This is a genomic window from Streptomyces sp. NPDC090994 (genome assembly GCF_044768905.1).
Classification (GTDB): Bacteria; Actinomycetota; Actinomycetes; order Streptomycetales; family Streptomycetaceae; genus Streptomyces.
In genome coordinates this window covers 234,799-254,890 of the sequence record NZ_JBIVWS010000010.1, presented here as the reverse complement: position 1 = coordinate 254,890, position 20,092 = coordinate 234,799, and the positions used below count along the sequence as shown (strand labels likewise).

At 72.5% G+C, this 20,092-nt stretch carries 20 protein-coding genes; 11 read left to right on the top strand and 9 right to left on the bottom strand.

Translation table 11 applies throughout. The features are described 5' to 3' along the window. Position 1: 1 nt before the first annotated feature. The gene (locus ACIQR3_RS22345; RefSeq protein WP_403541553.1) at positions 2 to 655 is read right to left on the bottom strand and encodes a pirin family protein; all 654 of its coding nucleotides are present in this window, start codon (positions 653 to 655) and stop codon (positions 2 to 4) included. A 62-nt stretch (positions 656 to 717) separates the two neighbouring features. Here ACIQR3_RS22345 and fasR point away from each other — a divergent pair, with 62 nt between their 5' ends. The 5 genes from fasR to fabF all read left to right on the top strand — a co-directional run bounded on the left by fasR (position 718) and on the right by fabF (position 5,666). Beyond that, complete coding sequence (gene fasR, locus ACIQR3_RS22340; RefSeq protein ID WP_215169440.1) at positions 718 to 1,920, top strand: fatty acid biosynthesis transcriptional regulator FasR; 1,203 nt, start codon at positions 718 to 720, stop codon at positions 1,918 to 1,920. An 89-nt stretch (positions 1,921 to 2,009) separates the two neighbouring features. Next, entirely contained in the window at positions 2,010 to 2,933 is a 924-nt protein-coding gene (locus ACIQR3_RS22335) for an ACP S-malonyltransferase (protein ID WP_403541507.1), read from the top strand. A gap of 16 nt (positions 2,934 to 2,949) precedes the next feature. After that, a complete protein-coding gene (locus ACIQR3_RS22330; RefSeq protein ID WP_403541505.1) occupies positions 2,950 to 3,981 on the top strand; it encodes a ketoacyl-ACP synthase III in 1,032 nt (343 codons plus the stop codon). Positions 3,982 to 4,062: 81 nt separating this feature from the next. Next, entirely contained in the window at positions 4,063 to 4,311 is a 249-nt protein-coding gene (locus ACIQR3_RS22325) for an acyl carrier protein (RefSeq protein ID WP_215169434.1), read from the top strand. Between the two features lie 83 nt (positions 4,312 to 4,394). Beyond that, on the top strand, positions 4,395 to 5,666 hold the full coding sequence (gene fabF, locus ACIQR3_RS22320; protein WP_215169433.1) for a beta-ketoacyl-ACP synthase II: 1,272 nt from the start codon (positions 4,395 to 4,397) through the stop codon (positions 5,664 to 5,666). A gap of 138 nt (positions 5,667 to 5,804) precedes the next feature. On the opposite strand, the gene ACIQR3_RS22315 is transcribed toward fabF, so the two are convergent. Continuing rightward, positions 5,805 to 6,299, bottom strand: a complete 495-nt coding sequence (locus ACIQR3_RS22315; RefSeq protein WP_215169431.1) for a DUF3145 domain-containing protein — start codon at positions 6,297 to 6,299, stop codon at positions 5,805 to 5,807. A gap of 265 nt (positions 6,300 to 6,564) precedes the next feature. Here ACIQR3_RS22315 and ACIQR3_RS22310 point away from each other — a divergent pair, with 265 nt between their 5' ends. Together ACIQR3_RS22310 and ACIQR3_RS22305 are read left to right on the top strand one after the other, a co-directional pair. Further along, positions 6,565 to 7,461, top strand: coding sequence for an SGNH/GDSL hydrolase family protein (locus tag ACIQR3_RS22310; protein WP_403541502.1), 897 nt, complete (start codon positions 6,565 to 6,567; stop codon positions 7,459 to 7,461). Positions 7,462 to 7,486: 25 nt separating this feature from the next. After that, complete coding sequence (locus tag ACIQR3_RS22305) at positions 7,487 to 8,464, top strand: aldose epimerase family protein (RefSeq protein WP_403541500.1); 978 nt, start codon at positions 7,487 to 7,489, stop codon at positions 8,462 to 8,464. 93 nt (positions 8,465 to 8,557) lie between these two features. Here ACIQR3_RS22305 and ACIQR3_RS22300 read toward each other — a convergent pair whose 3' ends face one another. Further along, the gene (locus ACIQR3_RS22300; RefSeq protein ID WP_403541497.1) at positions 8,558 to 10,990 is read right to left on the bottom strand and encodes a beta-glucosidase H; all 2,433 of its coding nucleotides are present in this window, start codon (positions 10,988 to 10,990) and stop codon (positions 8,558 to 8,560) included. A gap of 104 nt (positions 10,991 to 11,094) precedes the next feature. Between ACIQR3_RS22300 and ACIQR3_RS22295 the strand changes: the two genes are divergently transcribed. Together ACIQR3_RS22295 and ACIQR3_RS22290 are read left to right on the top strand one after the other, a co-directional pair. After that, entirely contained in the window at positions 11,095 to 11,670 is a 576-nt protein-coding gene (locus ACIQR3_RS22295) for a TetR/AcrR family transcriptional regulator (protein ID WP_403541551.1), read from the top strand. Positions 11,671 to 11,730: 60 nt separating this feature from the next. Beyond that, entirely contained in the window at positions 11,731 to 12,981 is a 1,251-nt protein-coding gene (locus tag ACIQR3_RS22290) for a pyroglutamyl peptidase (RefSeq protein WP_403541494.1), read from the top strand. On the opposite strand, the gene ACIQR3_RS22285 is transcribed toward ACIQR3_RS22290, so the two are convergent. Both ACIQR3_RS22285 and ACIQR3_RS22280 read right to left on the bottom strand, forming a co-directional pair. Continuing rightward, the gene (locus ACIQR3_RS22285; protein WP_403541491.1) at positions 12,950 to 13,756 is read right to left on the bottom strand and encodes an EI24 domain-containing protein; all 807 of its coding nucleotides are present in this window, start codon (positions 13,754 to 13,756) and stop codon (positions 12,950 to 12,952) included. The genes ACIQR3_RS22290 and ACIQR3_RS22285 overlap by 32 nt on opposite strands. A 55-nt stretch (positions 13,757 to 13,811) precedes the next feature. Beyond that, the gene (locus ACIQR3_RS22280) at positions 13,812 to 15,314 is read right to left on the bottom strand and encodes a SulP family inorganic anion transporter (protein WP_403541488.1); all 1,503 of its coding nucleotides are present in this window, start codon (positions 15,312 to 15,314) and stop codon (positions 13,812 to 13,814) included. A 243-nt stretch (positions 15,315 to 15,557) separates the two neighbouring features. On the opposite strand from ACIQR3_RS22280, the gene ACIQR3_RS22275 reads away from it, so the two are divergent. After that, complete coding sequence (locus ACIQR3_RS22275) at positions 15,558 to 15,986, top strand: MerR family transcriptional regulator (protein WP_403541487.1); 429 nt, start codon at positions 15,558 to 15,560, stop codon at positions 15,984 to 15,986. 98 nt (positions 15,987 to 16,084) lie between these two features. Here ACIQR3_RS22275 and ACIQR3_RS22270 read toward each other — a convergent pair whose 3' ends face one another. Beyond that, positions 16,085 to 17,107, bottom strand: a complete 1,023-nt coding sequence (locus ACIQR3_RS22270; protein ID WP_403541484.1) for an NADP-dependent oxidoreductase — start codon at positions 17,105 to 17,107, stop codon at positions 16,085 to 16,087. 87 nt (positions 17,108 to 17,194) lie between these two features. Between ACIQR3_RS22270 and ACIQR3_RS22265 the strand changes: the two genes are divergently transcribed. Beyond that, positions 17,195 to 17,647, top strand: a complete 453-nt coding sequence (locus ACIQR3_RS22265; protein WP_403541481.1) for a MarR family winged helix-turn-helix transcriptional regulator — start codon at positions 17,195 to 17,197, stop codon at positions 17,645 to 17,647. Positions 17,648 to 17,662: 15 nt separating this feature from the next. On the opposite strand, the gene ACIQR3_RS22260 is transcribed toward ACIQR3_RS22265, so the two are convergent. From ACIQR3_RS22260 to ACIQR3_RS22250, 3 genes are all read right to left on the bottom strand, one after another. After that, positions 17,663 to 18,421 (bottom strand): GntR family transcriptional regulator, encoded by a 759-nt coding sequence (locus ACIQR3_RS22260; RefSeq protein WP_403541479.1) that lies wholly within the window; start codon positions 18,419 to 18,421, stop codon positions 17,663 to 17,665. Continuing rightward, positions 18,418 to 18,963 (bottom strand): GntR family transcriptional regulator, encoded by a 546-nt coding sequence (locus tag ACIQR3_RS22255; protein ID WP_403541477.1) that lies wholly within the window; start codon positions 18,961 to 18,963, stop codon positions 18,418 to 18,420. The genes ACIQR3_RS22260 and ACIQR3_RS22255 overlap by 4 nt, the downstream gene beginning before the upstream one ends. A gap of 231 nt (positions 18,964 to 19,194) precedes the next feature. Beyond that, positions 19,195 to 20,064: an alpha/beta fold hydrolase gene (locus ACIQR3_RS22250; protein WP_403541548.1), complete on the bottom strand. Its 870-nt coding sequence runs from the start codon at positions 20,062 to 20,064 to the stop codon at positions 19,195 to 19,197. Between the last annotated feature and the right edge of the window lie 28 nt (positions 20,065 to 20,092).

Sequence of the window (20,092 nt, the reverse complement as noted above, 5' to 3'; positions counted from 1 at the left end):
GTCAGGCCGCCATCTCCCACAGCAGCAGCTCCGCCTCCGTCCCGCCCTCCGCCGCCAGGCCCTTCGCCCCGGTGACCCGCGCCGCGTCACCGGGGCCCAGCTCGGCCCCGTCCAGCAGCACCGTGCCGCGCACGACGTGGACGTACACGTACGCCCCGTCGGGCACCGCCGTCCGCTCCCCCGCCGCCAGCCGCCGTACGTGCAGCAGGGCGCCGGCCGCAGGGAGGGCGTACGGCGTGGAGTCGGCAATGCCGCGGACGATCTCGTAGGACGGGGTGCCGCCGGGCGCGCGCGGGGCCAGCCACATCTGGACGAAGACCAGCGGCGCCGGGCCGTCGTTGCGCTCCACGTGCCGTACGCCGCCCGCGGCGCTCAGCCGCTGCACGTCCCCGGCGCGCACGACCGTCTCCCGGCCGGTGCTGTCCCGGTGGGTCAGCTCGCCCTCGACCACCCAGGTCACGATCTCGGTGTGGCTGTGCGGGTGCTCGTCGAAGCCGGCGCCGGGCGCGAGCCGTTCCTCGTTGCAGGCGATCAGGGCGCCGAAGCGGAGGTTGTCCGGGTCGTAGTGGGGCCCGAAGGAGAAGGCGTGCCGCGACTCGATCCCGGCCGCCGGGTCGCCTCCGGGGTAGCGCTCGTCGGCGCGGCGTACGTCCATCACACCGTCCACCGTAGACCCGACGGCACAGGTGCCCGTCCCGATAAGGCAGTCTTGTCCCCGTGCCCGAACCCGAAGCCAGCAGGCCCCCCGCAGCGCGTCCCGCCCATCCGCACTCCGCGACCCTGAAGCGGCTGGAGCAGTCCGCCGGGTCGCTCGCCGCGCAGGCGATCACGCGGATGGACGAGACCCTGCCGTGGTACCGGGCCATGCCGCCGGAGAACCGGTCCTGGATCGGGCTGGTCGCCCAGGCGGGCATCGCCGCGTTCACCGAGTGGTTCCGGCGGCCGGACACCCCGCAGGCCATCTCCACCGACGTCTTCGGGACCGCGCCGCGCGAGCTGACCCGGGCGATCACGCTGCGGCAGACCGTGGAGATGGTGCGGACCACGATCGAGGTGATGGAGTCCGCGATCGACGAGGTGGCCGCGCCCGGCGACGAGTCCGTGCTGCGCGAGGCGCTGCTGGTGTACGCCCGGGAGATCGCCTTCGCCACCGCCCAGGTCTACGCGCAGGCCGCCGAGGCACGCGGTGCCTGGGACGCGCGCCTGGAGTCGCTGGTGGTGAACGCGGTGCTCAGCGGGGAGGCCGACGAGGGGGCCGTGTCGCGGGCCGCCGCCCTCGGGTGGAACTCCCCCGAGCACGTGTGCGTGGTGCTGGGCACGGCGCCCGACGGTGACTCCGAGCTGACCGTGGAGGCGATCCGGCGGGCGGCGCGGTACGCCAAGCTCCAGGTGCTGACCGGGGTGCTCGGCGACCGGCTGGTGGTGATCGCGGGCGGCAGCGACAACCCGCTCGCCGTCGCCAAGTCGCTGATCGGGCCGTTCGCGCAGGGGGCGGTCGTGGCCGGTCCCGTCGTGCCCGACCTGCTCGCCGCGACCCGGTCCGCGCAGGCCGCCGCGGCCGGGCTGAAGGCGGGCTCGGCCTGGCCGGACGCCCCGCGCCCGGTGCTGGCGGACGATCTGCTTCCGGAGCGCGCGATGGCCGGGGACCCCGCGGCCCGCGAGCAGCTGGTGGAGGAGATCTACAGACCGCTGGAGGAAGCCGGCGCGGCGCTGCTGGAGACGCTCAGCGTCTATCTCGAACAGGCGAGCAGCCTCGAAGGGGCCGCCCGGATGCTGTTCGTTCACCCCAACACCGTGCGCTACCGGCTCCGACGTGTGACTGATGTCACCGGCTGGTCACCCTCCGATGTACGATCCGCGTTCACCCTGCGGATCGCGCTGATCCTGGGGCGTCTGGCCGATGGAGATCCACAACCCTAGTCTTTTGTGGGGGGTCGACAAAACCCCTCCCCGTTCTTCGTCCCTGTCCCCACGGGCGGCCACGCCCGTCCCCAAGAGAGAGTGTGAGAGTGCTCGTACTCGTCGCTCCCGGCCAGGGTGCTCAGACGCCCGGCTTCCTGACTGACTGGCTCCAGCTCCCCGGCGCCGCCGACCGCGTCGCCGCGTGGTCGGAGACCATCGGCCTCGACCTCGCCCACTACGGCACCGAGGCCGACGCCGACGCGATCCGTGACACGGCCGTCGCCCAGCCGCTGCTGGTCGCCGCCGGTCTGCTCTCGGCCTCGGCGCTCGGCGCCGTCTCCGAGATCGCCCCGGGCGCGGTCGCGGGCCACAGCGTCGGCGAGATCACCGCCGCGGCCTTCGCGGGCGTCCTGGACGACACCGCCGCGCTGACCCTCGTACGCAAGCGGGGTCTGGCCATGGCCGAGGCCGCCGCCACCGCCGAGACCGGGATGTCCGCGCTGCTCGGCGGCGACCCCGAGGTCAGTGTGGCGCACCTGGAGAAGCTCGGCCTGACCCCGGCCAACGTCAACGGCGCCGGGCAGATCGTCGCCGCCGGAACGATGCGGCAGCTCGCCGCGCTCGCCGAGGACAAGCCGGAGGGCGTCCGCAAGGTCGTCCCGCTGAAGGTGGCCGGCGCCTTCCACACGCACCACATGGCTCCCGCCGTCGACGCGCTCGCCGAGGCCGCCAAGAAGCTGTCCCCCGCCGACCCCGCCGTCCCCTACGTCTCCAACAAGGACGGCCGCACCGTCTCCGTCGGCGTCGAGGTGCTCGACCGGCTGGTCGGCCAGGTCGCCAACCCGGTCCGCTGGGACCTGTGCATGGAGACGTTCAAGGAGCTGGGAGTCACCGCCCTGATCGAGGTGTGCCCCGGCGGCACGCTCACCGGGCTGGCCAAGCGCGCGCTGCCCGGCGTGAAGACGCTGGCCCTCAAGTCCCCCGCCGACCTCGACGCCGCCCGCGAGCTGATCGCGGAACACGGTGCGTGAGAAGGAGCCCGAGAGCATGTCGAAGATCAAGCCAAGCAAGGGAGCCCCGTACGCGCGCATCCTCGGTGTCGGCGGCTACCGCCCGACCCGGGTGGTGCCCAACGAGGTGATCCTGGAGAAGATCGACTCGTCCGACGAGTGGATCCGCTCCCGCTCCGGCATCGAGACCCGGCACTGGGCGAGCCCCGAGGAGACCGTCGCCGCGATGTCCGTCGAGGCGTCCGGCAAGGCGATCGCGGACGCGGGGATCGACGCCCACCAGATCGGTGCCGTCGTCGTGTCGACCGTGTCGCACTTCTCCCAGACCCCGGCCATCGCCACCGCCATCGCCGACCAGCTGGGCACGGACAAGGCCGCCGCGTTCGACATCTCGGCGGGCTGCGCGGGCTTCGGCTACGGGCTGACGCTGGCCAAGGGCATGATCGTCGAGGGTTCGGCAGAGTACGTACTTGTCATCGGCGTCGAGCGGCTCAGCGACCTGACCGACCTGGAGGACCGGGCCACCGCGTTCCTCTTCGGCGACGGCGCGGGCGCGGTCGTGGTCGGCCCTTCGCAGGAGCCGGCGATCGGCCCGACGGTCTGGGGCTCCGAGGGCGACAAGTCGGAGACGATCAAGCAGACCGTGTCCTGGGACCGGTTCAGGATCGGCGACATCGCCGAACTGCCCCTCGACAGCGAGGGCAACGTGAAGTTCCCCGCGATCACGCAGGAAGGCCAGGCGGTGTTCCGCTGGGCCGTGTTCGAGATGGCGAAGGTCGCCCAGCAGGCCCTGGACGCCGCCGGAATCACCTCGGACGAACTGGACGTCTTCATCCCGCACCAGGCCAACGTGCGGATCATCGACTCGATGGTGAAGACGCTGAAGCTGCCGGAGCACGTCACGGTCGCCCGTGACATCCGCACCACCGGCAACACCTCGGCCGCCTCGATCCCGCTCGCGATGGAGCGGCTCCTGGCGACCGGCGAGGCGAAGAGCGGCGACACCGCACTCGTCATCGGCTTCGGGGCGGGTCTCGTCTACGCCGCGACGGTCGTTACTCTCCCCTAGGCACTCCGTGCCGGATCATTCATGAGTCCGGTGCGGAACGCACCGCCACACCCTTACGGAACACAACGAAGGAGCGCCCTCATGGCCGCCACTCAGGAAGAGATCGTCGCCGGTCTCGCGGAGATCGTGAACGAGATCGCCGGCATCCCGGTCGAGGACGTCGAGCTGGACAAGTCGTTCACCGACGACCTGGACGTCGACTCGCTGTCCATGGTCGAGGTCGTCGTCGCCGCCGAAGAGCGCTTCGACGTCAAGATCCCCGACGAGGACGTCAAGAACCTCAAGACGGTCGGCGACGCGACCGAGTACATCCTCAAGCACCAGGGCTGATCCGCCGATCACTGCCTTGGGCTGATGCCCCGCCACCCGGCGGTGGCGCCGTTCGAATCCTCGTATCTGGAGAAAGAATTCCCGTGAGCTCGACCAATCGCACCGTGGTCGTCACCGGTATCGGCGCAACCACACCGCTGGGTGGCGACGCAGCTTCCACCTGGGAGGGCCTGGTGGCCGGCAAGTCCGGTGTCAAGCCGCTCGACCAGGAGTGGGCCGCCGACCAGGCGGTCCGTATCGCGGCCCCGGTGGCCGTGGAGCCGACCGAGACCATCCCGCGGCCGCAGGCCCGCCGCCTGGACCGTTCGGCGCAGTTCGCGCTGATCGCGGCGCAGGAGGCGTGGAAGGACGCCGGTTTCGACGCCAAGGCCGGCGAGGGCGCCGACGTCGACCCCGACCGGCTGGGCGCGGTCGTCGCCTCCGGCATCGGCGGGGTGACGACGCTGCTCGACCAGTACGACGTGCTGAAGGAGAAGGGCGTCCGCCGGGTCTCCCCGCACACCGTGCCGATGCTGATGCCGAACGGCCCGTCCGCCAACGTCGGCCTCGCCGTGGGCGCCCGGGCGGGCGTGCACACCCCGGTCTCCGCCTGCGCTTCGGGCGCCGAGGCCATCGGCTACGCCATCGAGATGATCCGCACCGGCCGTGCCGACATCGTCGTGGCCGGCGGCACGGAGGCGGCGATCCACCCGCTGCCCATCGCCGCGTTCGGCAACATGATGGCGATGTCCAAGAACAACGACGACCCGCAGGGCGCGTCCCGTCCCTTCGACACGGGGCGCGACGGCTTCGTCCTCGGTGAGGGCGCGGGCGTCATCGTCCTGGAGTCCGCCGAGCACGCCGCGGCGCGCGGCGCCCGGGTCTACGCGGAGGCCGTCGGACAGGGCATCTCCGCCGACAGCCACGACATCGTGCAGCCGGAGCCGGAGGGGCGCGGTATCTCCCACGCCCTGCAGAACCTGCTGGACCGCACCGACCTGGACCCGGCGGAGATCGTGCACGTCAACGCGCACGCCACGTCGACGCCGGCCGGTGACATCGCCGAGCTGAAGGCGCTGCGGAAGGTGTTCGGGGACGACGCGGACCACATGGCCGTCTCCGCCACGAAGTCGATGACCGGGCATCTGCTCGGCGGTGCGGGCGGGGTCGAGACGGTCGCGACCGTGCTCGCGCTGTACCACCGGGTGGCTCCGCCGACGATCAATGTGACCGACCTGGACCCGGAGGCCGCGGCCAACGCGGACATCGTGCGGGGGGAGGCGCGGAAGCTGCCCGTGGACGGGCGGATCGCCGCGTTGAACGACTCGTTCGGGTTCGGGGGGCACAACGTGGTGCTGGCGTTCCGGACGGTGTGACGCAGCGCCGTGAGTGCTGATGGCCCGGGCCCTTGAGAGAGGGTCCGGGCCATCGCCGTTTCGGTGTGTGCCGTGTGCCGGGTGCGGGCCGGATGTGACTGGTCACGCAGTTCGCCGCGCCCCTACGGGGCGCCGCGGTCAGACCACCTGGTGCAGCCACCGCACCGGGGCGCCCTCGCCCGCGTACCTGAACGGCTCCAGTTCGTCGTCCCAGGGCTTGCCGAGGAGGCGGGCCAGGTCGGATGCCAGGTCCGTCTCGCCGCGCTGGGAGCGTTGCAGGGCGGCGCGCAGGCGGTCCTCGGGGATGAGGATGTCGCCGTGGATGCCGGTGACGGCGTGGAAGATGCCGAGGTCGGGGGTGCAGCTGTAGCGCTCGCCCTCGTGGGAGGCGCCGGGCTCGGCGGTGACCTCGAAGCGCAGCAGCTGCCAGCCGCGCAGCGCGGAGGCCAGCTTGGAGGCGATGCCGGCCTGGCCCTGCCAGGAGAACTCCGAGCGCCAGGTGCCGGGGGCGGCGGGCTGCCGGATCCAGTCCAGGCTGACGCGCGTGCCGAGTACGCCCGCGACGGCCCACTCGACGTGGGGGCAGAGCGCGCGCGGAGCGGAGTGCACGTACAGAACTCCACGTGTCGTCACCGGAACCTCCGGGCAGAGCGGGACATCTCGGAAGGGGCGGAACGGCAGCGGCCCGGTGGGCCGTGTCGAGGGCGAGGCTACCGTGCGGTGGCGTGCGGAGTGTGACGTACCGTCGGTCCCGGCAGCGGGAAACCCCCGCCATTCACCCGGCAGGACGCTTGTGCGGGTGTGGGACGTTGCTTCGCGGGCCCCGGGAACCCTGGCGCGGTGTCATGGGTTGGAGCTGTGGGAGATCGTGGCGGCACGACAAGGATGGGACGCGGGCATGGGACAGGGGACGTACCGGGGCGGGCGGGGCCGCCGGCGTACGCGGGCCGTGCTCGCCGTCCTCACCACGGCCGTGCTGGGGGCCGGCGCGTGCGACTCCGGCGGCTCCGCCGAGTCCGGCGGGTCGCCGTCCCCGACGCCCACGCCCGTGTGGGACACCTCCCCGGAGTCGGTCGCGGCGGTGGGCGACTCCATCACCCGGGGGTTCGACGCCTGTACGGTCCTGTCGGACTGTCCGGAGGTGTCGTGGGCGACGGGCGACAGCGCCGAGGTCGACAGTCTCGCCGTACGGCTGCTGGGGAAGCAGCGGGCGGCCGGGCGGAGCTGGAACCACGCGGTGACCGGGGCCCGGATGGCGGACCTGGCCGGGCAGGTGACCCGGGCGGCGAAGCACCGGCCGGAGCTGGTGACGGTGATGGTGGGGGCCAACGACGCCTGCCGGGCGAGTACGGCGGCGATGACGCCGGTGGCGGAGTTCCGGGAGCAGTTCGAGGACGCGATGCGGACGCTGCGGGCGGAGCTGCCGAAGGCGCAGGTGTACGTGTCGAGCATCCCGGACCTGAAGCGGCTGTGGTCGCAGGGGCGGACCAGCGCGCTGGGCAAGCAGGTGTGGAAGCTGGGGATCTGCCCGTCGATGCTGGGGGACGCGGACGCGGTGGACGCGGCGGCGACCTCGCGGCGGGCGACCGTGGCGCAGCGGGTGGAGGACTACAACGCGGTGCTGGCCGAGGTGTGCGCGGCGGACGAGCGGTGCCGGACCGACGGGGGTGCCGTGTACGACTACCGGTTCGGGACCGGGCAGTTGAGTCACTGGGACTGGTTCCACCCGAGCGTGGACGGGCAGGCCCGGCTGGCGGCGATCGCCTACCGGGCGGTCACGGCGCGGGAGTCCTGATTCCGCCGTGTCTTAGAGTTCGCACATGAACGAACTCTTCGGAACACTTCCGGACAGCACCCCGGTGCACCGCTGGACCCTGGAGCGGGCGGGCGTGCGGGTACGGGTCCTGTCGTACGGCGGGATCGTGCAGTCGGCCGAGGTCCCCGACCGGGACGGGCGGAGTGGCGACGTGGTGCTGGGGTTCGATGACCTGGAGGGGTATCTGACGCATCCGGGGCCCTACTTCGGCGCCCTGGTCGGGCGGTACGCCAACCGGATCGCGGGCGGGCGCTTCACGCTGGACGGCGAGACGTACACGCTGGCGCGCAACAACTGGCCGAACGCGCTGCACGGCGGTGAGCGCGGTTTCGACAAGTACGTGTGGGACGCGGCGCCCGTCGAGCACGGGGTGCGGCTGCGCCGGGTCAGCCCGCACGGCGAGGAGGGCTTCCCGGGCCGGCTGGAGCTGTCGGTGACGTACACGCTGGACGGGTCGGGGGCGCTGCGGATCGCGTACGAGGCGGTCACGGACGCGCCGACGGTGGTGAACCTGACCAACCACAGCTACTTCCACCTGGGCGGCCGGGGCGCCGGTCACGCGGGCGGGCACGAGCTGCGGATCGCCGCCTCGCGGATCACTCCGGTGGACGCGGACCTGATCCCGACGGGCGAGCTGGCGGACGTGGACGGGACCCGTTTCGACTTCCGTGAGGCGCGGAAGGTCGGGTCGGGATACGACCACAACTTCGTGCTGGACAAGGGGGTGACGGCGGCGGCCGAGGAGGTCGCGGAGCTGTACGACCCGGCGTCCGGACGGGTGCTGACGGTGGCGACCACCGAGCCCGGGCTCCAGCTGTACACCGCCGACCACCTGGCGGAGCCGTTCGCGCCCGGGGACGGGATCGCGCTGGAGACCCAGCACTTCCCCGACTCGCCGAACCGGCCGGCCTTCCCGAGCACCGTGCTGGCGCCGGGCGAGGTGTTCCGGTCGGAGACGGTGTACGGGTTCTCCGTGCGCTGAGGCGACGGCGGACAGGACCGAGCCCCGGCCCGGTCGTCAGGTCCGGGCCGGGGCTGTCCCGGGAGGCCGCTCGTCAGGTGAGCGGCCTCGGTCTCAGACGTTAATCGGCGCGGTGATCCGGCGGTCGGCGATCGAGCGCCCGGCCTGGAGTTCGTACGAACCCTTCACAAACGACCAGGTGCCCGCCGCCTCGTCCCAGACCTCGAAGGCGCGTCGGGGCAGTTCGACGGTGATCTCGGCGCGTTCGCCGGGGGCGGCCTCGACGCCGGCGAATCCGGCCAGCCAGCGGGCGGGGCGGGTGGGGTCGGGCTGGGCGGGGGCCAGGTAGAGCTGGACGACCTCGCGGCCGGGGCGGTCGCCGGTGTTGCGCAGGCGGACCCGCACGGTGGTGCCGGTGACCTGGAGGGACTCGTAGGTCCAGTCGGTGTAGCCGAGGCCGTGGCCGAAGGGGTAGGCGGGGGTGCGGCCTGCCCGTTCCCAGGCGCGGTAGCCGATGAAGACGTCCTCGGTGTAGGGGAGTTCGCCGTTCTCGGGGACGACCTGGGTGACCGGGGCGTCGGCCAGGGAGCCCCAGGTGGTGGGGAGGCGGCCGCCCGGCTCCTGCGCTCCGGTCAGTACGTCGGCGAGCGCGGCGCCGCCCTCCTGGCCGGGGAACCAGCTCAGCAGCACGGCGGCGACCTCGTCCCGCCAGGGCAGTTCGACCGGGGAGCCGGCGTTGACCACCACGACGGTGTTCGGGTTGGCGGCGGCGACGGCGCGGACCAGGTCGTCCTGGCGGCCGGGGAGCTTGAGGTCGGTGCGGTCGAAGCCCTCGGACTCGACGCGTTCGGTGGTGGCGACGACCACCACGGCGGTGTCGGCACCCCGGGCGGCCTCGACGGCCTCGGCGATCAGCTCGTCGGGGTCGCGTACGGGTTCGGCGTGGCAGAGCGAGAAGGTGATGACCTTCATCGGCATGTCGTCGGGGAGGTCGACGACGTACCGCAGGCTGACCTCGACCGGCCGGCCGGCGGTCAGCTCCACCTCGGCGCGGGGCTCGGGGGCGCCGAAGAAGGACAGGAAGGGGTCGTCCTTGACGGGGCGCTGCACGTCGTCGAAGTACGTGGTGCCGTCGACGGTGAGGGCGAAGGCGCCCAGGCCCTTGATGCCGAAGGTGTGGGTGCCGCTCTCGCGCGGGGTGAAGGTGCCGGTGAGGTCGACGGTGTGCAGGGCCTCGTGGGTGACGCCCTCGGGCAGGTCGGAGCCCATCCACTGGACGTGGCCGTCGGGGGCGTTGGCGGTGCCGATGACCCGGCCGTCGGCGTCGTGGCAGACGGTGCGCAGGGCGAAGCCCTGGCCGGCGACGGCGAGTTCGGTGTTGGGGTCGGCGCCGACGGCGTAGCGGAGGGTGCCCTCGGGGAGGGCGGCGGTGAGGCCGTCGAGCGGGGAGACGACGTGCGCGGGGAAGACGGTGGCGGAGCCGCCGCCGAGGACCCGGGCGTCGCGGGCGGCGGCGCCGATGAGGGCGACGGTGCCGGGCCGCAGGGGAAGGGCTCCGCCCTCGTTGCGGACCAGGACGAAGGAGCGGCGGGCGATCTCGCGGGCGAGGGCGGCGCCGTCCACCGGGGCCGGGGGCTCGGGGACGACCGGTTCGGCGCCCTGGAGGATGCCGACGCGGGCGGCGAGCCGCAGCACGTTGCGCACGGCGGCGTCGACCTTGGCCTCCTCGACCCGGCCGTCGCGCACGGCCTGCGCGAGGGCCTCGCCGTAGACGGTGCCGGGGCCGGGCATCGCGACGTCCAGGCCGCCGTCGATGGCGCCGGTGGTGGAGCGGGCGGCGGTCCAGTCGGAGACGTTGAAGCCGTCGAAGCCCCACTCGCCGCGCAGCACCTCCTCGACCAGGCGGTGGTGCTCGGTCATGGTCGGGCCGTTGACCGAGTTGTAGGCGGTCATGACGCCCCAGGGGCGGGCGTCGGCGACGATCGCCTCGAAGGGGGCCAGGTACAGCTCGCGCAGGGCGCGTTCGGAGACCAGGTTGTTCACGGTGAAGCGGTCGGTCTCGGCGTCGTTGGCGACGAAGTGCTTCACGGTGGTGCCGACGCCGCCGGACTGGACGCCGGTGACATAGCCGGTGCCGATCCGGCCGGTGAGGTACGGGTCCTCGCTGTACGCCTCGAAGTGCCGGCCGCCGAGCGGGGAGCGGTGCAGGTTGACGGTCGGGGCGAGCAGCACGTGGACGCCCTTGCGGCGGGCCTCCTGGGCCAGCAGCACCCCGGCGCGGCGGGCCAGCTCCGGGTCCCAGGAGGCGGCCAGCGCGGTCGGGGAGGGCAGCGCCACGGAGGGGTCGTCGGCGCTCCAGCGCACCCCCCGGACGCCGATCGGGCCGTCGGACATCACCAGGGAGGCGAGGCCGATCTGCGGGAACGCGGGCAGGGTCCACATGTCCTGCCCGGCCAGCAGCCGTGTCTTCGCCTCCAGGTCGAGCTTGCCGAGGGCGGCCTCGACGGCCGCCTCCCGAGCCTCGGTCTCCACCGCTGTCTCAGCCACCGCGGCACCTCCTCGTCGAAAGCCGTTCGGACGTCCTCATCCTGCACCCGGCACCTGGTGATCGGTAGGTTTCGTTATCTGGTCGTTACATGACGACCGTTGGTATGACGTACGGTGACGCCATGACGACCAGGGGCAGGAGCGCGGAGCGGCGCGCGGAGATCCTGCGGGCCGCCGTCGAGGTCATCGCCGAGCGGGGGTACCGGGGCGCGAGCCTGGCCGCCGTGGCCGAGCGGGTCGGGCTCACCCAGCAGGGGCTGATGCACCACTTCCCGAACAAGGAGGCGCTGCTGGTCGCGGTCCTGGAGGAACGGGACCGCTGGGACGCCCTGCCCGCCGACGGTCTGCGCCTGGATCTGCTCGCCTCGCTGGTCGAGTACAACGCGATGCGGCCGGGCATCGTCCAGACCTTCTCCGCGCTGCTCGGGGAGAGCGTGACGGAGGGGCATCCGGCGCGGACGTACTTCGCCGAGCGGTACGGCCGGGTGCGCGGCTCGATGGCGGAGCTGCTGCGCGCGGAGTACGGCGACCGGCTGCCGAGCGGGCTGGCCCCGGAGCGAGCGGCGCCGCTCATGGTGGCGGTGCTGGACGGGTTGCAGTACCAGTGGCTGCTGGATCCGGAGTCGGTGGACATGCCGGGGGCGTTCCGGGACTTCCTGACGCTGCTGGGCGAGTCGTGAGGCGCGTCCGGCAGCACGCGCCGTAGCGCGCGTCACTTCCGTCACGCGATACTGCCGCCCATGACCGGCACAGGCGTACGCATCAGTGGACTTGTCCTGGCCCTGCTGGCGGGGGCCTCGGCACCCGCGGCGGCGGACCCGGCGACCGCGGGCTCGGCGGTCACCGTGGAGGAACGGCGGCTCGACCGGGCGGTGCCCCAGGAGATCCTGCGGCGGTCCGGATTCGACGCGGTGGCACCGGCGTTCGCCCGTGCCCTCGGCCGCGCGGACTCCTGGGCCGAGGCCCGCCGTACGGTCCTGCGGCAGGGGTCGGCGCTGTGGGAGCGGGCGGTGGACCGGGCGCGGGGGCGTGGTCCGGCGCGCGGGGACCTGCCGCGCGACGACGACCGGCCGCTGTACTGGGCGCGGCTCGGGATGACGCGGGAACTGCGGGGCTGGGAGCCGGAGTTCGGGCTGTCGTCCGGTCAGCGCGCGGCACTGCTGGAGGACCTGGAGCGGACCTCGCGGGGGCAGGAGGACATCCGGCTGCCGGGCGGCGAGGGCCTGCGGCGGGTCCTGGTCACCGGGTTCGACCCGTTCACGCTGGACCGGGACATCCGTATCTCCAACCCGTCCGGGGCGTCCGCGCTGGCGCTGGACGGTGCGGTGATCCGGACCGACCGGGGGCCGGCCCGGGTGGAGACGGCGGTGTTCCCGGTGCGCTGGGACGACTTCGCGGGCGGTGAGGTGGAGCGGGCGCTGCGGCCGTACCTGCCGCGCGTCGACCTGTTCGCGACGGTGAGCCAGGGGCGGGTGGGCCGGTTCGACGTGGAGCGGACCAACGGGGCCTGGCGCGGCGGCTTCGCGGACAACGAGAACGTCTCCCGGACGGGGCTCGTGCCGGTGTCCGATCCGGCCGGGCAGCCGCAGTGGACGACGACCACGCTGCCGTACCGGGAGATCGTGGCGGCGGACACCGGGCGGTTCCCGGTGTACGACAACACCAGCGTCACCGAGGTCCCGGCGGGCGGCACCGAGCCCGTGGTGCGGCCGGACGGGCCCACCCCCGGGTCGGCGGCGCGCGCCGGGGGCGGCGGGGACTACCTGTCCAACGAGATCGCCTACCGGGCGACGCTGCTGCGCGACCGGCTGGGCCTCGGCGACGAGCTGCCCGGCGGGCATGTGCACACGCCGGTGCTCCAGTTCGGCGCCGGGAACACCACCGAGGTCACGGACGCCGACTTCGTACGCAACCGGCGGGACATCGTGGCGCAGGTGCGGGCGATCGTGTCGGTGGCGGTCAGTGCGTCGGCGGAACGGGCGCGGAGCTGACGGCGGGGGTCTCCTCGTCGCCGTCGCGGGTCTGTTCGCCCAGCAGTTCGCGGGCGAGGAGGGTGGCGCCGGCGACCGCGCCCGGCATCAGGAACACCGCGACGACGGGGACCAGGAAGGCCAGGCCCAGCGGGGTGCCGAAGCCCCACACCAGCGTCTTGCGGGAGCGCAGCAGGGCGAGGCGGTCGCGGAGGACGACACCGCGGCGCTGGAGGGCGACGGAGGTCAGCTCCTCGGTGAGGAAGAAGCCGGTGACGAAGAAGCCGATCACGGGGACGACCGTCTGGCCGACGACCGGGATGAAGCCGAGCGCGAAGAGGAGCACGCCCCAGACCGCGGCGCGGACGACGATCCGGAGGCTGTCGCGGCCCGAGATCCACAGCTCCCGCCAGAGCGGCAGCTCGGACTCGGGGGCGGTGCCGTCCGGGGAGACGTCCCGGTCGACCCGCTCGGACAGGCTCTCGTAGAAGGGCTGGCCGATCAGCAGGGTCACCGCGGTGAAGGTGAGCACGGCCAGGAGCAGGGCGAGGGCGAACAGGACGGCGGTGAGGAAGCCGCGGAAGAGGCCGGGCCAGGGGCTCGACCAGTCGTCGGCGAAGGGGGTGGCCCAGGCGACGAAGTCCGCGCCCCACAGGGCGAGCGCCACCAGGGCCGCCAGGTACAGGACCAGGGTGATCAGTCCCGGCAGCAGCCCGAAGCCGTAGCTCTTGCCGTGCCGGGCCACCCAGCGCTGGCCCTTCAGGAGATGACCGAATCCCGCCCCAAGATCACGCATGGGCGCACTCTATCGGGCGGGGGGCCGCGGGTGCAGGGGCACTGCGGCCCGGGGGTCAGTGGCCTGCGGTGAGCTGTCCGGCGAGCCGCTCGCGCATGGCGGCGCTGGGCTCGTTGAGGCCGGTGACGGTGACCTTCTTGCCGCGTTCGGCGTACTTGGTCTCGATGGCGTCCAGCGCGGCGACCGAGGAGGCGTCCCAGATGTGGGTGCCGGAGAGGTCGATGACCACGTCGTCCGGGTCGTTCTTGTAGTCGAACTGGTGGACGAGGTCGTTGGACGAGGCGAAGAAGAGCTCGCCGGTGACCGAGTAGACGACCTGCTTGCCGTCGGGGTCGACCACGCCGGACACCCGGGCCAGGTGGGCGACGCGCTTGGCGAAGATGGTCATCGCGGTGAGGGAGCCGACGACGACGCCGATGGCCAGGTTGTCGGTGGCGACCACGACGACGACGGTGACGGCCATGACGGTCGTCTCGCCCAGCGGCATCCGCTTGAGGGTCTTCGGCCGGATCGAGTGCCAGTCGAAGGTGCCCACCGACACCATCACCATGACGGCGACCAGGGCGGCCATCGGAATGTCCGAGACGACGGGCCCGAAGGCGATGCACAGCACCATCAGGAACGACCCGGCGAGGAAGGTGGACAGGCGGGTGCGGGCGCCGGAGACCTTCACGTTGATCATGGTCTGGCCGATCATGGCGCAGCCGCCCATGCCGCCGAAGAAGCCGGTGACGATGTTGGCGATGCCCTGGCCGATGGACTCCCGGGTCTTGTCGGAGCGGGTGTCGGTGATGTCGTCGACCAGCTTGGCCGTCATCAGCGACTCCATCAGGCCCACCAGCGCCATCGCGAGGGCGTAGGGGGCGATGGTGGTCAGGGTGTCCAGGGTGAACGGCACGTCGGGCAGGCCCGGCACCGGCAGGGAGGACGGCAGGTCGCCCTTGTCGCCGACGGTCGGTACGGCGATCCCGGCGGCGACGGTGATCACGGTGAGGACGACGATGGAGACCAGCGGGGCCGGGACCACCTTGGTGACCTTGGGGAAGAACACCATCAGGGCGAGGCCGCCGATGATCAGCGGGTAGACGGCCCAGGGCACGTCGTGCATCTCCGGCACCTGCGCCATGAAGATCATGATCGCGAGGGCGTTGACGAAGCCCACCATGACGCTGCGCGGCACGAACCGCATCAGCTTGGCGACCCCGAGCGCGCCGAGGACCACCTGGAAGACTCCGGCGAGGATGACGGCGGCGACCAGGTAGCCGAGGCCGTGCTCGCGGTTGAGCGGGGCGATGACCAGGGCGACGGCGCCGGTGGCGGCGGAGATCATCGCCTTGCGGCCGCCGACGACCGAGATCACGACCGCCATGGTGAACGAGGCGAACAGGCCGATCGCGGGGTCGACGCCGGCGATGATCGAGAAGGAGATCGCCTCGGGGATCAGGGCGAGGGCGACGACCAGGCCGGCCAGCACCTCGGTGCGCAGCACCTTGGGTGAGGCGAGCCAGTCCGGCTTGGACAGGCGTGACCCGGGGGTCTGGGACAGCGGTGAGGACATGCGACCGTTCCTGTTCAGGCGCACGCATCCACTTGCCACTGGACGCTCGCGCGCGGTGTGCGTGATCCCCTGGGGAATCGTCCGGGGGAATCGTCCGGGGCCCGGCCGCCTCGACGGGCCTCGACGGACAGAGCGGCGGCCCGTCCGGGGCGCCGGTCGGGCATCATGGTTCTACCCGCTCGACGACTCTACCCTGACGTGAGGGAAGAGTGCGAGTTGCTCAGTACGAGGAGAGACACGGCGATGACGGAACAGCGACAGATGCAGATCGGTGAGGTCGCCGAACGGACCGGTTTGTCGCTGCGCACCATGCGTCATTACGAAGAAGTCGGCCTCGTTATTCCCTCCGCCCGCAGCAAGGGCGGTTTCCGCCTGTACACGGAGTCGGATGTCGAGCGGCTGATGGTGATCCGCCGGATGAAGCCGCTGGACTTCTCCCTGGAGGAGATGCGGGACCTGCTGGAGATCACCGACCGGCTGTCGGCGGCCGGTTCCGGTGAGACGCCCTCCGAGGAGGAGCGGGAGCGGCTGCGGGAGCGCCTGGACTCCTACCGCAAGGTGGCCGACGCGCGCTGCGAGACGCTGCGGGCCCGGCTGTCGATGGCCGAGGACTTCGCCGCCACACTGCGGCAGCGGCTGGCCGAGTCGGGCGGGGGGCCGGGGCGGCGGTAGGGGCGCGGCGGGGGCGACTGGGGCGACGGGGGCGACTGGAAACCGGCGATCCGGGAACCTACCCTGACGTCAGGGTAGGTTCCCGGATCGCGCGCGCGTCAGAGCTTGACGATCATCTTCCCGGTGTTGTCGCCGCGCAGGACGCCGAGGAACGCCTCCAGGTTGTTCTCGATGCCCTCGACGACGGTCTCGCGGTACTTCAGCCGGCCGTCGCGGACCCAGGGGCCGACCTCTTCCACGAACTGGGGCTGGAGGTCGTAGTGGTCGCCGACGAGGAAGCCCTCGATGCGGCCGCGGGTCTGGATGAGGCGGGCGAGGTTCTTCGGGCCGGGGGCGGGCTCGGTGTTGTTGTAGACGGAGATCATGCCGCAGACCGCGATCCGGCCGCCCCGGTTGAGGGAGCCGATGGCGGCCTCCAGGTGGTCGCCGCCGACGTTGTCGAAGTAGACGTCGACGCCGTCCGGGGCGGCGGCGCGGAGCTGGCCGCTGACGTCGCCGTCCTTGTAGTTGAAGGCGGCGTCGAAGCCGTACTCGTCCGTGAGCAGCTTGACCTTCTCGTCGGACCCGGCGGAGCCGATGACCCGCGAGGCGCCCTTCAGCTTGGCGATCTGCCCGACCTGGCCGCCGACGGCGCCCGCGGCACCGGACACGAACACGGCGTCGCCCTCCTTGAAGGAGGCGGTGCGCAGCAGACCGGCGTACGCGGTGAGGCCGGGCATGCCGAGCACACCGAGGTACGTGGACAGGGGCGCGACCTCGGGGTCGACCTTGACGGCCTGCTGCGCGTCCACGACGGCGTACTCGCGCCAGCCGAGCCAGTGCAGGACGTGCTCGCCGACCGCGATGCCCTCGGCGTTCGACGCCACGACCTCGCCGACCGCGCCGCCCTGCATGACCTTGCCCAGCTCGAAGGGGGCGACATAGGACTTGGCGGCGCTCATCCGGCCGCGCATGTACGGGTCGACGGAGAGGTACGTGTTGCGGACCAGCACCTGACCCTCGCCGGGGGTGGGGACGTCCGCCTCGACGAGGGCGAAGTCCTCCTCCTTCGGCCAGCCGACCGGGCGGCTCAGCAGGTGCCATTCGCGGTTGACGGAGGGGAGCGTGGGGGACTCGGTCATGAGCGGCCCTTTCGAAGTTGTTTCAGTACCTGAAACAACTGTGCGCCTGTAAATTTCAGGTTGTCAAACAATGGGTACCCTGAATCCATGGCCGACGCGCACTCCACCCCCCGACCGGACGCACTGACCCTGGAGGTCGTCGAGCTGATCGGCGTGGCCGTGGCCCGGTTCCACGCGGACTACGAGGAGGCGGCGGCCGAGCACGCGCTGACCGGGGCGCAGGCGCGGCTGCTGAGGCTGCTGTCCCTGGAGCCGCTGCCGATGCGCAGGCTGGCCCGCAAGCTGCGGTGCGAACCGTCGAACGTCACCGGCATCGTGGATCGCCTGGAGGCACGCGGACTGGTCGAGCGCCGCCCCGACCCCGGCGACCGGCGCGTGAAGGTGGCGGCGGCGACGGAGGAGGGCCTGCGGGTGGCCCGGAGCCTGCGGGCGTCACTGCGCTTCGCGCGGGAGCCGCTGGCGGGGCTGGCGGAGGGGGAGCGGCTGGCGCTGCGGGACGCCTTGCGGAGGATGGTGGGGGACGAGGGGGTGGAGGGCTGAGCCTCGGGCGGGTGCTTACGCCTCGAACTCGTACTGAAGCTCGTAGAGGTGCCCGGCCTTCACCATGACGGTCACCTCGACCGGGGCCTCCCCGTCACTGTGGACGACCCGGAGGGTGCGCAGGACGGGCGTACCGCTGGTGAGGCGGAGGGCCTGGTACTGCTCCTGGGTGGGGATGCGTGCGGAGACGCGGTCGACGCTGTGGCGCGGGGGATGCCCCAGTTCCGTGAGGAGTGCGGTGGCACCGCCTTTGATCCGGCGGCGTTCCGTCAGCGCCGTGCCCCGGGCGATGTCCAGCGGGTAATAGCAGTGGGCGAGTTCGGCGGGCTCGTCGTCGATCAGGAGGAGCTGGGCGCGCAGCAGCGCCGTGCCGTCCGCCGGGAGGCCGAAGGCGGCTCGGACGTCGGCGGGCGGGATGACCTCGGCGACCTCGCGCAGGGCGCTGCGGGCGTGGGTGCCGTGCTTGGCGGCCTCGGCGAGCCAGCGGCCCGGCGTCGTGAGCGCGGCGGGCCGGACCGTGCGCTGCCGGTGCTCGCGCACCGTGACGGCGGCTCCCGCCCTGCCGACCACGAGGCTCTCCTCCTTGAGGAGTTGCAGCGCCTTCTGCACCGTGGCGTTCGACGCGTCGAAGCGTTCCTTGAGCCGCGCCGTCGAGGGCAGGTTGGCACCCGGCGCGAGTTCGCCGCTCATGATGTCGTCGCGCAGATCGGCGGCGATGCGCTCGTGCAGCGAGCGGCGGTCGACGGCTTCCGTTTCTGCCTGGGGCACGGTCATCCGATCCTGATCTCGTAACGCAGTCTCTGCCGTAGGGCAGGCATCACCATACGGTCGGCCTGGATCGGGCGGTCGTCGCGGTCGAGCGTGAGCCGGGTGAGCCGGAGGACCGGCTCGTCAGGGGCGGTGTCCAGGGTCCGGCACTCCTCCTCGTCGGGCAGCGCGGCCGTCACGTCCTCCCTCACCAGGACGCCGACGTGGCCGAGTTCCGCGAGCAGGGCGACGGCCCCGCCGCGGATCTTGGCGGTGCGGGCGAGGGCGGTGCCCTGGGCGATGGGCAGGGGGTAGTACGTGTCGGTCAGTTCGTTCGGGCGCTCGTCGAGGAGGATCAGGCGGCGGCGCACGACGACCAGCTCCCCTGCCGCGATGCCGAACAGCTCCGCGACCTCGGCCGGTGCGGGCACCTCGCCGGCGTGCAGGATGCGCTGGGTTCCCCGACGGCCCTGCGCGGCGGCTTCGGCGGCCCAGGCGTCTTTCTGCTGCGGGACCTTCCGCGGGGTCAGATACGGAAGGGACGTACTGACCCAGTTGCTCGTGCTCACAAAGCCCTCCTCGCGGCCGATGCCGGGCTCCCCCGGTGACCCCAACGGCAGCGACCTCGCCCGGATGTTCCCCGCCATCCTGCCAACTAACTGCTATTCGCGAAATGCAGTAAGGGTGCCGCTCGTCGGACGCCCAGTTCCCGGAGGTGGCCCCGTGCCCCTGACACAGCGACCTCGTTTCCGGCATGGGGGTCACGCGGCATGTCGTCGGCGAGACCGTGTGGGCCGTCTTCAGGACGACGCCGTCGGCCCCGGTGCCTCGTCCTGCCCCTCGGACAGGAACGGCCGCAGCACCGTCAGCAGGGCCTCGGGCCGGTGCAAGGGGATGATGTGGCCGCTGTCCTCGATGACGTGTCCGGTGAGGTCGTCGGTGACGGGGCGGAGTTGGCGTTCCAGGGCGGGGCCGACGGGGTGGGCGCCGATGGCCAGGGTCGGGACGGTCAGGCGGGTGGTGGTGAGCGCCCGGTCGATCTGGTCGGCGCTCTCGGGCAGGGCCCGGTAGGTGGCGAACGCGCTGCCGAGCGCCGCCCGGCCGGTGTACGCGCGGACGAAGGCGTCCCGGACGGACGGGCGGACGCCCGCGCCGAGGGTGCCGGCGTTCAGGAACCAGTCGACGTACTCGGCCTCGTGTCCTTCGAGGACGGTTTCGGCGAGGCCGGGCGCGGCGGCGTGGAAGCCGAACCACCACGGCGGCCCGCCGGCCAGGAAGTCCTCGGCGCCGGGCAGCCGGCCCAGCAGGGACTCCATGACGACCAGCCGCCGGACGAGGCCGGGGCGGCGCAGGGCGAGGAGGAAGGCCGGCGGGGTGCCGGCGTCGATGCCGGCCACGGCGGCCGAGGAGACGCCGAGCGCGGTGAGCAGCGCCTCGGCGTCCTCGGCCAGGGTGCCGGCGTCGTAGCCGGCGGCGGGCCGGGCGCTCGCGCCGAAGCCGCGCAGGTCCGGGGCGATGACGAGGTGGTCGCGGGACAGGTCGGCCAGGACGTCCGTCCACACCTGCCAGGTGTGCGGGAAGCCGTGCAGCAGCAGGACGGCGGGGCCGGACCCGGCGAGGGCGACGTTGAGTTCGGTGCCGTTGACGGGGACGCGGCGCAGGTCGGGCATGGTGGGCTCCGGGTGCGGGGTGAACAGA

Coding starts and splice junctions, on each gene's coding strand:
- ACIQR3_RS22285 (WP_403541491.1), bottom strand. CDS start 13,756: ATGCGTGATCTTGGGGCGGGATTCGGTCATCTCCTGAAGGGCCAGCGC.
- ACIQR3_RS22345 (WP_403541553.1), bottom strand. CDS start 655: ATGGACGTACGCCGCGCCGACGAGCGCTACCCCGGAGGCGACCCGGCG.
- ACIQR3_RS22265 (WP_403541481.1), top strand. CDS start 17,195: ATGGCCGACGCGCACTCCACCCCCCGACCGGACGCACTGACCCTGGAG.
- ACIQR3_RS22275 (WP_403541487.1), top strand. CDS start 15,558: ATGACGGAACAGCGACAGATGCAGATCGGTGAGGTCGCCGAACGGACC.
- ACIQR3_RS22250 (WP_403541548.1), bottom strand. CDS start 20,064: ATGCCCGACCTGCGCCGCGTCCCCGTCAACGGCACCGAACTCAACGTC.
- ACIQR3_RS22310 (WP_403541502.1), top strand. CDS start 6,565: ATGGGACAGGGGACGTACCGGGGCGGGCGGGGCCGCCGGCGTACGCGG.
- ACIQR3_RS22295 (WP_403541551.1), top strand. CDS start 11,095: ATGACGTACGGTGACGCCATGACGACCAGGGGCAGGAGCGCGGAGCGG.
- ACIQR3_RS22330 (WP_403541505.1), top strand. CDS start 2,950: ATGTCGAAGATCAAGCCAAGCAAGGGAGCCCCGTACGCGCGCATCCTC.
- ACIQR3_RS22290 (WP_403541494.1), top strand. CDS start 11,731: ATGACCGGCACAGGCGTACGCATCAGTGGACTTGTCCTGGCCCTGCTG.
- ACIQR3_RS22270 (WP_403541484.1), bottom strand. CDS start 17,107: ATGACCGAGTCCCCCACGCTCCCCTCCGTCAACCGCGAATGGCACCTG.
- ACIQR3_RS22305 (WP_403541500.1), top strand. CDS start 7,487: ATGAACGAACTCTTCGGAACACTTCCGGACAGCACCCCGGTGCACCGC.
- ACIQR3_RS22325 (WP_215169434.1), top strand. CDS start 4,063: ATGGCCGCCACTCAGGAAGAGATCGTCGCCGGTCTCGCGGAGATCGTG.
- ACIQR3_RS22260 (WP_403541479.1), bottom strand. CDS start 18,421: ATGACCGTGCCCCAGGCAGAAACGGAAGCCGTCGACCGCCGCTCGCTG.
- ACIQR3_RS22280 (WP_403541488.1), bottom strand. CDS start 15,314: ATGTCCTCACCGCTGTCCCAGACCCCCGGGTCACGCCTGTCCAAGCCG.